This window comes from Ruegeria sp. HKCCD6428 (assembly GCF_013110595.1).
GTDB lineage: Bacteria > Pseudomonadota > Alphaproteobacteria > Rhodobacterales > Rhodobacteraceae > Ruegeria.
The window spans coordinates 209,865-222,246 of sequence record NZ_WVQX01000005.1 but is presented as its reverse complement, the minus strand read 5'-3'; the positions used below and the strand labels follow the sequence as shown (position 1 = coordinate 222,246).

Genomic DNA, 12,382 nt, shown 5'->3' with positions numbered 1-12,382 from the left:
CTATTGGGTAACAGGCGTAGTTGCGGCCGGTTCAGGGGACGTCTCTGCAATGGATGGGACAATGGATGACGTGGTTCGGGGCACAGTGTCTTTGCCCGGGCGCCCTGGTGTTTAGCGCCCTCGCGGTGTTGTAGGAGGTAAAATGGTTAGGTCCGTTATTTCGAGGCTGTTGTGCCTCTGTTTTCTGATTTCAGCACTCATGATCGGAAGCGCGAAAGAGGGTGCGGCTCTTGGTGGCGGCTTCATCATAACCTCGGTTCCGACGCCGAACGGGGGAAGCATCTTTTTCAACAATATCCCATTTACCGGCACGGCCTTTGTTTCTCTGGGGGGGTCGGGGCAGGTTCCCGGCGGCAGTTTCTATTTCAACAACGGCATTTTGAACCAGAGTGCGATCACGCCCGCCGGCCTTGCTTCCCTTGGCTATATCGGCGCAACCATTCTCAGTCAGGATGGCGCGGATTCCACATATGCGGCAGACGGGTACATGGGGATTACGTTCACCGCGCGCGAAACCGTTGGAGGGCCGCTTTATCGCTATGAGATCGCGTTGTCCGGTGTAACGAACACCCAAATCGTCAACACGCGCGTTCTGGTGGATACGACACAGCCAACTGCAACGATCGGGGCCTTGACGCCGACCGGCAGTGGAACGTTTCAAGCAAGCATTACCCTCAGCGAACCAAGCACCGATTTCACCGTGGGCGACCTGTCCGTCACCAATGCAACGGCTACTCTGACCGGGTCCGGCACCAGCTATGTCGCCACTTTGACGCCCCAGAACAACGGTACCATCGAGCTTTTCATTCCGGCAGGGGTGTTCTCGGACGCGGCTGGGAATCTGAACCTTGAGTCAAACAGGGTCAGCACGCTTCAGGCCGTGACAAATGCCCAACGTCAGATTCAGGCGTTCCAGAACGCCCGGGCCAACAGCCTTGTGACGAACCAGCCGAAACTGACCCAGTTTCTGCAAGGTTCGGGGTCGGGTGTACTGGACACGTCTGTCACGCAGGGCTCAGGGTATCTGAATTTCGCCAGTGATCCGTCGCGCCCCGTCTGGTTCAGTGTGACCGGCAACTGGAGCTCGCAGGATGATTTTGATAGCTCCTATGCACTGGCTGTTGTCGGGGCGCATCGTCAGGTCAGTTCGAACCTGTTGATCGGAGCCATGCTTCAGTTCGACTATGCCGAAACGGAAAACGGCCCGGCCAGCGTGGATGGTACGGGCTGGCTGGTTGGTCCCTATGTTGTGGCAAAAATGCCCAATCATGCGGTGTTTTTCGAGGGGCGTGTTCTTTATGGACAAGCCGACAACAACATCTCACCGTTTGGCACTTACGAGGACAGTTTCGACAGTGACCGTTGGCTGGTCCAGTCGCGCGTAACCGGTGAGATAAAGCGTGGCGCCCTGACATTGATGCCTTTGCTGGACGTAAGTTATGCCAGCGACGATCAGAAAGCTTATACCGACAGCCTGGGCAATCTGATTCCACAGCAGGATTTCAGTTTGACGACGGCACGGTTGGGTGTCGATTTCAGTCACCCGTTGCAAGTGTCACGTGGAGAGATGATGCTGACGGGTGGGCTTTCTGGGATTTGGAGCACGACTTCGGGTACCGGGACCGCCCCGGGCGTGACACCGATTGGCGATACCGCCCGTGCCCGCGCGGATCTGGGCCTGGACTACCGGCTGGAAAACAACAGCTTGCTTGCAGCAAACGTGTTCTACGATGGCATTGGTGAAAGCGGTTTCGAAAACTACAGCATCAGCCTGATCTGGCAAATGGCATTCTGACCTTGGGGCGAAACTGGATCGCGGATCACGTCTCGCCCCGGGCGCAATGGCTTTCAGGCATTCGCCTTGTTCTGAAGCAAGATATCAAGCGGCACAATCTCGAGCGCGCGTTGATGGGTCGCCTCCAGGTGAACCTTTGGGGCGCATCCTTCGTCATGGGCCTGTAGGAACCGGCCGGCACACAGACACCAGCTGTCACCGGGCTTGAGGCCCGGGAAATCGAACTCGGGCCGAGCCGTGCTCAGATCATTGCCGACGTATTTCGAGAATGCCAGAAACTCGGCCGTCATCACGGCACATACGGTATGGCTGCCCTGATCCTCGGGGCAGGTATTGCACGCACCATCCCGAAAGAACCCGGTCAGAGGATCGCGTGAGCAGGGCGCCAGAACGCCGCCGAGTACATTGATACTATCTTGCTTCTGCATGAACACACCTTACAGGCTTTCTGCGATCTTGCGGAACATTTCGATATTCTGGTCGTTTACGCCAGTGTCGCGGAATTTCCGATCAGCGCCGGTAGACACAATCAGAATGCCGCGAGGTTGGTTGAAATAGATGTATTGCCCATACACGCCCCGGGCCAGAAACTCTCCCTCATGGGCGCCGCGCGGGATCCACCACTGGTACCCATATCCAATCTTCCCCTGAGCGGTCGGGGCGCTGGGTTGAGTTGCCTCGAATATCCAGTCGACGGGCACCACTTGCCGGCCGTTCAATTTCCCATCTTGCAGGATCATTTGCCCGAACCGTGCAAAGTCACGTGTTGTGAAGTTCAATCCGCCCAGAACAAATGCGACACCGGCGCCGTCAGTGACATAATACCCGTCACGCTCAAGGCCCAGGGGCTGAAGGATTTTTTCCGTCAAAAGATCCGCGACACTGCGACCGGTCGCCCCGCGTATCACCATGCCCAATACATGCGTGTCTATGGAAACGTATTGCCAGGTTTCACCAGGGGGCGCGAAACTGTCCTGCAATGAGGCTGCGAAATCGTCCAGTTCACCGCCTAGGGCAATCACACGGCCCATCCTGTTGATGTCAGATTTCGGGTCCAGATAATCTTCGTCAAACGTGACGCCGCTGGCCATGTTCAGAACGTTCCGAATTGTCGCCCTGTCATATGCGCTGCCTGCAAGTTTGGGGGCGTATTTGACGACGGGATCATCCAATGAATCGATTGCGCCCTCTTGCAGGAGAATGCCGAAAAGCGCCGACAGATAACTTTTTGCCACTGACCACGAAATCCGACGATCATCGGGACCGGTGCCCAGATAGTATTCCTCGAACCGGATCTTGCCGTTCTGCATGATAAGCAAAGAAGTGACCGAGCGTTCATTGATCCAAGTGTCGGTGCCTTCCGGAAGATCGAAACCTTCGCCGTAGGGCAATTCCCATGTCGGGGCGTTTCCGCGCGGCAGATCCACGGTCAGAAAGGCTTCCTCCATATGCGAAAAGTTGTGAACGATCTTGTCCTCGGCAAACAGAGAGTTCACTGCCATCAGGCGCTGTAACTCTTCGCGTTTCCAAAGCCCAACGGCAGCGGCGGCCAAAGCCAGCGCCAGCACAATGCGCAGAACCCACTTCAGTATGGACCGCATCGCATAGCCTCCCTTGTTTGCGTGTATTGGAACGCGGACATCCCTCTTTCGCAACGCCGACGTAACGGAAAGAGGGCGGGGCGCTATTTGAACTTGTCCAACAGTTTCTGCATGGTCGACCGTTCGTCGGCCGGTGGCTTCGGAGGTGCCTTAGTTGCGGTTTCAGCTTTCGGAGCCGCCGTCTTGGACGACCGGGGCGGAGCAGTGCGCAGGGCCACCGCGTTCATGAATTTTCCACCATCATCCCGCGCCAGATGGCGCGCGCCATCCGAAACACCCCGAAGAACGTCGTCCAGCCAGTCACTCTCGGATTTCGCAAAGTCGCTCAGGACATAAGCCGAGACCATTTCCTTGCGGCCCGGATGTCCGATCCCAAGCCGGACACGGTCATAGGCTGCGCCTATATGGTCGTGGATCGAACGCAGACCATTATGCCCAGCGTGTCCGCCGCCCGCCTTTACCCGCACTTTGCCCGGGGCGAGGTCCAACTCGTCATGGAACACGACAACATCTGTGGACTCGAGCTTGTAGAAACGCATCGCTTCACCCACGGATTGACCGGACCGGTTCATGAAGGTCTGCGGTTTTAGCAAAAGGATTTTTTCAGACCCTAACCGCCCTTCCGAGATTTCGCCCTGAAACTTGGATTTCCATGGGCCAAACCCATGATCTTTCGCAATCCGCTCCACAGCCATGAACCCGATATTGTGCCGGTTTCGGGCGTATTTCTGCCCCGGGTTTCCCAATCCGACAAAGAGTTTCATGACCAAGCTCCGCCTTTGTAGCCTCGAGGCTATGTGATGCCCGGAATTGCCATGGAAATCCAGTCAGCGCCGCGCGCCTTGGCCATAAAAAAACGGGGCTCGTCAGAACCCCGTTTCAAAATCCAGACGTTTGATCCGGATTTATTCTTCTTCTTTGCCGACGACTTCGACTTCGTCGACTGCAACTTCTGCTTCTTCACCTTCTTCGTCGTCGCTTGTCGACAGACCGGTCGGTGCCGAGACGTTTGCGATCACGAAGTCGCGGTCGATGGTCGGCTTGGTGCCTTTGGGCAGTTCAACCGACGAAATGGTGACAACGTCGTTGATGTTCATTCCGGCCACATCAACGGTGATCTTCTCAGGAATGTCACCTGCGGTGCACAACAGCTCGACTTCCGGGCGGACAACGGTCAGCACGCCGCCCTTCTTGATGCCGGGGGCTTCATCTTCGTTGATGAATTCAACCGGAATGTACAGCGCGATCTTGGTGGTCCGGCGCAGGCGCATCAGGTCCAAGTGGGTCGGCAGGTCTTTGACGACATCACGCTGAACATCGCGGCAGATGACGCGAACGTCTTCATGGCCTTCGACCTTCAGGTTCCACAGGGTCGACTTGAAGCGACCGGCCTTCAGGCGCTTGAACAGTTCGTTGAACGGAATCTGAATCGGCAGCGGATCTTTGTCGCCGCCAAACACAACGCCCGGAACCATGCCTTCGCGGCGTGTTTTGCGAGCGGCGCCCTTGCCTGTCCCCGTCCGTTCCAGAGCTACGAGATCAGGAATCTCTCCAGCCATGATAATTCTCCAATGTTAGGGCGGGTATCCTCCAAGGCTGTATACCCGCGTGAAGCCGCGTCCTTATCTCGATTCATCCGGTTTGGAAAGGGGTAATTCACAGCTTGCCCTTTTGTGGGGCTCAGCCGCGCGCTCCGAAGTGTTCTTCGCCAGATCAGTGAAGAGTCCGCTGCTTCATCTGGCCACAAATATCCCGGGGGAGACGCCCGGAACGGGCGGCGGGGCAGAGCCCCAAATCTCCCGCGGGCTCAGCCTTGCCAGCGACCACCAAAATCTTCTGGTACCAGAAGATTGTGCGCCCCCAGTGCGCTAACGGTTTTTTCACCGCACAGCGCCATTGTTGTATCAAGTTCCTTCTGAATCACTTCCAGCGCGGTGGTGACGCCTTTCTGACCCATGGCGCCCAACCCATAAACAAATGCGCGGCCGATATACGTCCCCCTGGCCCCCAGCGCCAATGCCTTGAGCACGTCCTGACCCGAGCGGATACCACTGTCCAGATGCACTTCGACATCATTGCCGACAGCGTCCATGATTTCGGGCAATACCCGGATCGAGCTGAGCGCACCATCCAGCTGACGCCCGCCATGGTTCGACACGACAATGGCATCCGCTCCCAGCTTGGCAGCCATTTTGGCATCTTCCGCGTCGAGTATGCCTTTCAGGATCACCTTTCCGCCCCACTGTTCCATCAGTTTTTCGACTTTACTCCAGTCGAGGGTGGGGTCGAACTGTTCAGCGGTCCAGGCCCCCAGTGAAGACGCGTCCGAGATACCTTGCACATGTCCCACTATATTGCCGAACTCGCGCCGTTTGGCACCCAGCATTTCAATGCCCCAGGCCCATTTGGTCATCAGGTTCGCGATGGTCTTTGCGGTCAGCTTGGGGGGTGCGGACAGGCCGTTCTTCAGGTCTTTGTGCCGTTGGCCCAGAATCTGCAGATCCAACGTAATCACCAGCGCCGAACACCCGGCGTCCTTGGCCCGCTGGATCAGACGGCTGACATAGTCAGCGTCCTTCATCGTGTAGAGCTGAAACCAGAACGGCTTATCGGTGTGCTCGGCCACGTCTTCGATCGAGTTGATCGACATTGTGGAAAGGGTAAAGGGAACACCAAAATCCTCTGCGGCTTTGGCGGCCTTCATCTCTCCGTCCGCATGCTGCATCCCCGTCAACCCGACCGGGGCCAACGCGACCGGCATCGACACCTTCTGGCCGATCATTTCCGAGGCAGTTGAACGCCCGGACATATCAACGGCAACCCGCTGACGCAGGCGGATCTTTTCAAAATCGGAACTGTTTTCGCGGAATGTCTGTTCCGTCCAACTGCCGCTTTCAGCGTAGTCGTAGAACATCCGCGGCACGCGACGCTCGTAAATGCGCCTGAGGTCTTCAATATTGGTTATCACAGGCATGACTCAGACCTCCGAACTTACTGGTTCGTTTTCCTTACCAATGCATGTCAAAGCCTGCAATGATCTGGCCCGGCGGCGGGCAGTCAAAAAAGCCTGCCCCAGAACAGTCTGCGGCAGGCTTTCGAGTGTGTTGTGTTATCTGCCGGATCAGGCGCTATGAGCGCCATCCGACAGGGACTTTACAAAATCCAGAACTTCCTCGACTGGTTTGCCTGCGCCGATCTGGCTGACGATCGCCGATCCGACTACGGCACCATCTGCCACGGACGCGATATTGCGGGATTTCTCGGGCGTATTGATGCCAAAGCCCACGATCACCGGCAGCTCGGTAGCGGCCTTGATGCGGGCAACCTCGGGGGCCACATCCGTTGCCTGCGCCTCGGCCGCGCCGGTGATGCCAGTGATTGAGACGTAGTACACGAAGCCCGAGGTGTTTTGCAGAACGCGCGGCAAGCGCTGGTCATCCGTGGTAGGTGTTGCAAGACGAATGAAGTTCAGCCCGGCCGCCTGCGCAGGCAGGCAAAGCTCTTCGTCTTCCTCGGGCGGCAGATCGACAACGATCAGCCCGTCAATACCGGCATCTTTGGCATCGGCCAGAAAGGCCTCGACACCCCGGCTGTAAATCGGGTTGTAGTACCCCATCAGGACAATTGGTGTCGTGTCATCTGTTTCCCTGAACGCGCGCGCCAGATCCAATGTGCGCTGCAACGTCATCCCGCCGTCCAGCGCGCGTTGGCCCGCCGCCTGAATTGTGGGGCCATCCGCCATCGGATCAGTGAAGGGCAAACCAAGTTCGATGATGTCCACACCCGCGCCGGGCAGGCCTTTGACCACGTCGAGCGAGGTGTCATAGTCTGGGTCCCCTGCCATCACATAGGCAACAAAAGCCTTCTTTCCTTCGGCTTTCAGGGCGGCAAACTTAGCGTCGATACGGGTCATCGGATGTCCTTGCAATCGGGTTTGGACCCGTGTGCAGAAACTTTGACCGAAAATCAATCCCGCCAACGCAGGAATAGCTCAGAAGCCCAGATGGTACCGCAGCAGAACCGCGTTTACACCAGGGTTCTCATCATTGGTGCTGGCGTTCGATTTGTGCGTGATCGCAACTGACATTCTGTTGCCGTTGTTCAGGTTATATCCAAGACCCAAAAGGCTGCGGATCTGAAAGTCTCCGCCCAGGTCGTTCTGGTCGTTGCTGGCATTGAAGTACCCCGGCATGACACTGCCTTCGACGAACCAGCGCTCACCCAGAGAATACAGTCCGACCAGCCCCACACCGATATGCGTATCCCCGTCTTCGTCCACAGAAAACGCAGCACCCCAGCCAGCACTGAACCGAATTGCCTGGTGAAAAGGAGTGTGATGGTACTCGAGAGCGATCAGTGCCTGATCTTCGGACGTCGCCTCGGAAAAATCTGAATACCCGGCACCAAAAACAACCGTCTGAGCTTGGGCTGTAGCAAGTGTAGAGACCGTCAGTACGGCTGCAAGAAGTAGTTTTTCCATTATATTCTGCCATTTAATTTGGTCGCGCTATGTTAATTGTTCATCCTACCCTTCGTTTTTCAGGACCGACAAGAACACGATTTGAGAACAATTTCGTGATGTGGCCGAAGGGACTCAAACAAAGTCGCCCGGCAATCACTTGCGCATTGATGCGGACCTGCATAGAAGCTGCGTTCGTATTCTATGCAGGAGGCCGTTATGGGCTTTAAGATGGGAATCGTGGGTCTGCCAAACGTGGGCAAGTCGACCCTGTTCAATGCGTTGACCAAAACCGCTGCCGCGCAAGCCGCGAACTTCCCGTTCTGCACGATTGAGCCCAATGTCGGCGATGTGGCCGTGCCGGATGAGCGGCTCGACAAGTTGGCAGCAATCGCGTCGTCAAAACAGATCATCCCGACGCGCATGACATTCGTGGATATCGCCGGTCTGGTGAAGGGGGCCTCGAAAGGCGAAGGGCTGGGGAACCAGTTTCTGGCAAATATTCGCGAGGTCGATGCCATCGCCCATGTCCTGCGCTGTTTCGAAGATGGCGACGTGACCCATGTAGAAGGCCGCATCGATCCTGTGGCCGACGCCGAGACCATCGAGACCGAGCTGATGCTGGCCGATCTGGAAAGCATCGAAAAGCGCCGTGCCAACCTGGTGCGCAAGCTGAAAGGCAATGACAAAGAGGCCCAACAGCAGGACCGCCTGCTTGCCGAAGCGCAAAAGATGCTGGAGAGCGGCAAACCTGCACGGTTGGTCGAGGTTTCGGACGAGGATGCCAAAGCTTGGAAGATGTTGCAGCTGCTGACCACCAAGCCGGTTCTTTATGTTTGCAACGTGTCCGAGGAAGAAGCCGCTGAAGGCAACGAATACTCGGCGAAAGTCGCCGAGATGGCTGCCGCCCAAGGCAACTCTCACGTCATCATCAGCGCCAAGATCGAAGAAGAGATCAGCTTGCTTGAAGCGGACGAAGCACAGATGTTCCTTGAGGAAATGGGTCTGGAAGAACCCGGCCTCGACCGTCTGATCCGTGCCGGGTACGACCTGCTGAAACTGGAAACCTATTTTACGGTCGGCCCGAAAGAAGCCCGCGCCTGGACCATCCGCACTGGCACCGCTGCACCGCAGGCGGCTGGTGTCATTCATGGTGATTTCGAAAAGGGATTCATCCGCGCCGAGACCATCGCCTATGACGACTTCATCGCCTGCAACGGCGAGCAGGGGGCGAAAGAGGCAGGCAAGATGCGGGCCGAAGGGAAAAGCTATATCGTCAAGGATGGCGACGTGATGCATTTCCTGTTCAACACCTGACGCCATTTGCCCTGTGCCGTCATCAGGGCGTTTCGTTCAAGCTGCATTGTCGAATCAGCCACCCGCCGTCCGGCTGTCTGTACAAAACGTTGAGAGATGTGCCGTCATCAGTTGTTCCTTCGCGGAAAGTCGCCAGGCACCAGCCGATTTGGCCGTCGATGCCAGCCTGCACAACTTCGATGACTTTGTCCTCGCCACCTTCCTCCAGCCATTCCGAATGTATTGTTTCAATGGCTGTTCGTCCTTTGGCTGCGGGGCCAAAAGGTGAGTATAGCTCTGCGTCTTCGGTGAAAAACGATGCGCACCCAGCTGCGTTTCGGGATCGGTAGCATCCGACATACGCGTCAAACAGTTTTTGAAATACGTCTACAGCGGTCATGCGGTACCTCGCCTTCTTGTTCCCAGCGCCCATTAATGGCGGGCAATCTTATACGACAAAGCACCAGTTTCCGACGCGCCCGCGCTGAAAGACGGTGCTTTCCCTGTACGGTAATGCAGTTAGAGTGGTCTTTGGCCTGATGTTGGAAATTTGAATCATGATCGAAATCCGCGACCTGCAATTGCTCAGTGCCTTGGCACGGCATCGGCATTTTGCAAAGGCCGCCGAGGAATGCGGGATTTCGCAGCCCGCCTTTTCCATGCGCATCCGCAACCTCGAGGATCGGCTGGGCGTGTCCATCGTCCGCCGCGCCAACCGGTTTCAGGGCTTGACCGAAGAGGGCGAGATGATCGTCCAACGGGCGCGGCGTATTCTCGATGACACCAAAGCACTGGAACAGCAGGTGCTGGCCACCAGGGGCGAGATCACCGGTACGCTGATCCTTGGGGTGATTCCGACAGCCATCGCCTTTACCGGGCGCCTCACCAAACGCTTTCGGCAAGCGCATCCGCGCATCGTTACGCGCATCGAAACCATGTCTGCCACCGCCATTCAACACCGGCTGGACGAAGGAAGCCTGGACGCCGGGATAACATATGGTGACAGCATCGGGACTGATCTGCGACAGGTGCAACCTTTGTACGAGGAAACCTATGTTCTGCTGGTTCCGTCGCATATGACGGACGAAACCGGCCCCTTGCCTTGGGCGCGCGTGGCTGAGTTTCCGCTGAGCCTGCTCGAGCCGCAGATGCAAAACCGGCGTATTCTGGACCGTATCTTTGCCGAACAGGGGCTGCACCCGGACGTGGTCGCCGAAACCAGCGGATTCACCGCGTCGATGGTGATGGCACGCGAGGGGCTGGCTGCCACGGTTGTGCCCCGTGTCCTTATTCGGGCATTGGGCGAGTTGCAGGGGACAAAGGTGCTGCCGCTGGTCGATCCGATTGTAAGTAAACCGATCTGTCTGGCCACCCTGAGCCGAGACCCTGAACTGCCAACGGTGCAGGCACTGCGCGCTGTGGTGACGTCTTTACGGTGATAAGTTGTCGTTATCGTGCGATTGCAAAAAGCGATTTGACGATATGCTAGCCTGATGAGACACGAGGCCTGGATCGGAGGGCATCATGGCACCATTAGACACCAAGCCATCAGGCGCACCCAAGGGCGTCTGGAAGTCAGGTAAAGGCAAGGGGCGGCACACGCCCAAAGGCCGACAGTTCACGGATGAAGCACAGGCCGAAATTGCGCGCCTGCTGGGCGACCGCCCACGCCGCCGCGACCTGCTGATCGAGTATCTGCACCTGATTCAGGACACGCACGGCCATATCAGCGCCGACCATATCGCCGCGCTGGCCGTCGAGATGCGGATCGGGCAGGCCGAGATTTACGAGACCGCGACCTTCTATGCCCATTTCGACGTGGTGAAAGAAGGTGAAACACCGCCCCTCGCGCTGACCATTCGTGTCTGTGATTCCCTGTCCTGCGAAATGGCTGGCGCGCAGCAGTTGCAAAAAGCGTTGGAGGATGGGCTGGACCCGTCCGAAGTGCGCGTTCTGCGCGCGCCCTGCATGGGGCGCTGCGACACCGCGCCGGTGCTGGAAATCGGGCACAACCATATCGACCACGCGACCCCTGAAAAGGTGCAGGCCGCTATTGCTGCCGATGACACCCATGCTCATCTACCCGATTACGAAACCTTCGCGGCCTACGAGGCCAATGGCGGCTATACCAAGCTGAATGAGCTGCGCGAGGGCGGCGACTGGGAAGAGGTCCAGGAACAGGTTCTGGCCTCGGGCCTGCGGGGCCTCGGCGGTGCCGGTTTCCCGTCGGGCAAGAAATGGGGCTTTGTCCGCATGAATGACGGCCCGCGTTTCCTGGCCGTGAACGGGGACGAGGGCGAGCCGGGCACATTCAAGGATCGCTACTATCTGGAACGCACGCCGCATGCTTTCCTCGAAGGTATGCTGATCGCTGCCTGGGCGGTTCAGGCCGAGACCTGCTTCATCTACATGCGCGACGAATATCCAGCCGTTCTGGAAATCCTGCGGCGCGAGATCGCGGCTTTGGAACAGGCCGGGATCGTCGAGAAAGGCTATATCGACCTGCGCCGCGGCGCGGGCGCTTACATCTGCGGAGAAGAATCCGCGATGATCGAGTCGATCGAGGGCAAAAAGGGCCTGCCGCGTCACCGCCCGCCCTTCGTGGCGCAGGTCGGCGTATTCGGCCGCCCGACGCTGGTGCACAACGTGGAAACGCTCTACTGGGTGTCCAAAATCTGCCGGGAAGGTCCGGAGATCCTCAATTCGGTTGAAAAGAATGGCCGCAAGGGGCTGCGCAGCTATTCGGTCTCGGGCCGGGTGGCCAAGCCGGGCGTTTACCTGCTGCCGGCAGGGTCGACTATTCTTGACGTGATTGATGCAGCCGGGGGCATGGCCGAAGGTCATGTGTTCAAGGCGTATCAACCGGGCGGGCCGTCGTCAGGTCTTCTCCCCTCCAGCATCGACGACGTCCCGCTCGACTTTGACACACTACAGCCGCTGGGCACCTTCATCGGGTCTGCTGCGGTTGTGGTTCTGTCCGATCAGGACACGGCCCGTGATGCGGCGCTGAACATGCTGCGGTTCTTCGAGGACGAAAGCTGTGGCCAGTGCACGCCCTGCCGGGCGGGCTGCGAAAAGGCGGTGAAGCTGATGCAGGCCGAGAAGTGGGACGCCGATCTGCTGGAAGATCTGTGCCAGGTGATGGGCGACGCTTCGATCTGCGGTCTGGGGCAGGCGGCCCCGAACCCGATCCGTCTGGTCATGAAACACTTCGCTGAAGAAATCTGAGGG

The 12,382-nt window shown here is 57.8% G+C and carries 12 protein-coding genes; 4 read left to right on the top strand and 8 right to left on the bottom strand.

From position 1 onward, the window contains the following. Nucleotides 1-142 precede the first annotated feature (142 nt). Entirely contained in the window at nt 143-1,795 is a 1,653-nt protein-coding gene (locus GS620_RS13625) for an Ig-like domain-containing protein (RefSeq protein ID WP_171616351.1), read from the top strand. 53 nt (nt 1,796-1,848) lie between these two features. Here GS620_RS13625 and GS620_RS13620 read toward each other — a convergent pair whose 3' ends face one another. From GS620_RS13620 to GS620_RS13590, 7 genes are all read right to left on the bottom strand, one after another. Beyond that, nucleotides 1,849-2,223 carry a DUF2237 family protein gene (locus GS620_RS13620; protein ID WP_171117420.1) on the bottom strand — a complete coding sequence of 125 codons (375 nt, stop codon included), beginning with the start codon at nt 2,221-2,223 and terminating at the stop codon, nt 1,849-1,851. A 9-nt stretch (nt 2,224-2,232) separates the two neighbouring features. Beyond that, nucleotides 2,233-3,396: a serine hydrolase gene (locus tag GS620_RS13615; RefSeq protein WP_171616350.1), complete on the bottom strand. Its 1,164-nt coding sequence runs from the start codon at nt 3,394-3,396 to the stop codon at nt 2,233-2,235. An 83-nt stretch (nt 3,397-3,479) separates the two neighbouring features. Continuing rightward, a complete protein-coding gene (gene pth / locus GS620_RS13610) occupies nt 3,480-4,160 on the bottom strand; it encodes an aminoacyl-tRNA hydrolase (protein ID WP_171616348.1) in 681 nt (226 codons plus the stop codon). 141 nt (nt 4,161-4,301) lie between these two features. After that, entirely contained in the window at nt 4,302-4,955 is a 654-nt protein-coding gene (locus GS620_RS13605; RefSeq protein WP_152457184.1) for a 50S ribosomal protein L25/general stress protein Ctc, read from the bottom strand. A 248-nt stretch (nt 4,956-5,203) separates the two neighbouring features. Continuing rightward, nucleotides 5,204-6,370 (bottom strand): alpha-hydroxy acid oxidase, encoded by a 1,167-nt coding sequence (locus GS620_RS13600; RefSeq protein WP_171616346.1) that lies wholly within the window; start codon nt 6,368-6,370, stop codon nt 5,204-5,206. Nucleotides 6,371-6,517: 147 nt separating this feature from the next. Next, a complete protein-coding gene (gene trpA, locus GS620_RS13595) occupies nt 6,518-7,309 on the bottom strand; it encodes a tryptophan synthase subunit alpha (RefSeq protein WP_171117431.1) in 792 nt (263 codons plus the stop codon). Nucleotides 7,310-7,387: 78 nt separating this feature from the next. Then, nucleotides 7,388-7,876, bottom strand: coding sequence for an acyloxyacyl hydrolase (locus GS620_RS13590; protein ID WP_171616344.1), 489 nt, complete (start codon nt 7,874-7,876; stop codon nt 7,388-7,390). Between the two features lie 198 nt (nt 7,877-8,074). Here GS620_RS13590 and ychF point away from each other — a divergent pair, with 198 nt between their 5' ends. Further along, nucleotides 8,075-9,172, top strand: coding sequence for a redox-regulated ATPase YchF (gene ychF / locus GS620_RS13585; protein ID WP_152457188.1), 1,098 nt, complete (start codon nt 8,075-8,077; stop codon nt 9,170-9,172). Nucleotides 9,173-9,194: 22 nt separating this feature from the next. Here ychF and GS620_RS13580 read toward each other — a convergent pair whose 3' ends face one another. After that, entirely contained in the window at nt 9,195-9,551 is a 357-nt protein-coding gene (locus GS620_RS13580) for a nuclear transport factor 2 family protein (RefSeq protein ID WP_171117435.1), read from the bottom strand. Between the two features lie 157 nt (nt 9,552-9,708). On the opposite strand from GS620_RS13580, the gene GS620_RS13575 reads away from it, so the two are divergent. Both GS620_RS13575 and GS620_RS13570 read left to right on the top strand, forming a co-directional pair. Further along, nucleotides 9,709-10,590 (top strand): LysR family transcriptional regulator, encoded by an 882-nt coding sequence (locus GS620_RS13575; protein ID WP_152457190.1) that lies wholly within the window; start codon nt 9,709-9,711, stop codon nt 10,588-10,590. 85 nt (nt 10,591-10,675) lie between these two features. Continuing rightward, nucleotides 10,676-12,379 carry an NAD(P)H-dependent oxidoreductase subunit E gene (locus GS620_RS13570; protein ID WP_171616342.1) on the top strand — a complete coding sequence of 568 codons (1,704 nt, stop codon included), beginning with the start codon at nt 10,676-10,678 and terminating at the stop codon, nt 12,377-12,379. Nucleotides 12,380-12,382 lie beyond the last annotated feature (3 nt).

Bases quoted from the DNA above. Each gene is read 5' to 3' on its own strand.
- GS620_RS13625 (WP_171616351.1), top strand. From the start codon at position 143: ATGGTTAGGTCCGTTATTTCGAGGCTGTTGTGCCTCTGTTTTCTGATT.
- GS620_RS13620 (WP_171117420.1), bottom strand. From the start codon at position 2,223: ATGCAGAAGCAAGATAGTATCAATGTACTCGGCGGCGTTCTGGCGCCC.
- GS620_RS13615 (WP_171616350.1), bottom strand. From the start codon at position 3,396: ATGCGGTCCATACTGAAGTGGGTTCTGCGCATTGTGCTGGCGCTGGCT.
- pth (WP_171616348.1), bottom strand. From the start codon at position 4,160: ATGAAACTCTTTGTCGGATTGGGAAACCCGGGGCAGAAATACGCCCGA.
- GS620_RS13605 (WP_152457184.1), bottom strand. From the start codon at position 4,955: ATGGCTGGAGAGATTCCTGATCTCGTAGCTCTGGAACGGACGGGGACA.
- GS620_RS13600 (WP_171616346.1), bottom strand. From the start codon at position 6,370: ATGCCTGTGATAACCAATATTGAAGACCTCAGGCGCATTTACGAGCGT.
- trpA (WP_171117431.1), bottom strand. From the start codon at position 7,309: ATGACCCGTATCGACGCTAAGTTTGCCGCCCTGAAAGCCGAAGGAAAG.
- GS620_RS13590 (WP_171616344.1), bottom strand. From the start codon at position 7,876: ATGGAAAAACTACTTCTTGCAGCCGTACTGACGGTCTCTACACTTGCT.
- ychF (WP_152457188.1), top strand. From the start codon at position 8,075: ATGGGCTTTAAGATGGGAATCGTGGGTCTGCCAAACGTGGGCAAGTCG.
- GS620_RS13580 (WP_171117435.1), bottom strand. From the start codon at position 9,551: ATGACCGCTGTAGACGTATTTCAAAAACTGTTTGACGCGTATGTCGGA.
- GS620_RS13575 (WP_152457190.1), top strand. From the start codon at position 9,709: ATGATCGAAATCCGCGACCTGCAATTGCTCAGTGCCTTGGCACGGCAT.
- GS620_RS13570 (WP_171616342.1), top strand. From the start codon at position 10,676: ATGGCACCATTAGACACCAAGCCATCAGGCGCACCCAAGGGCGTCTGG.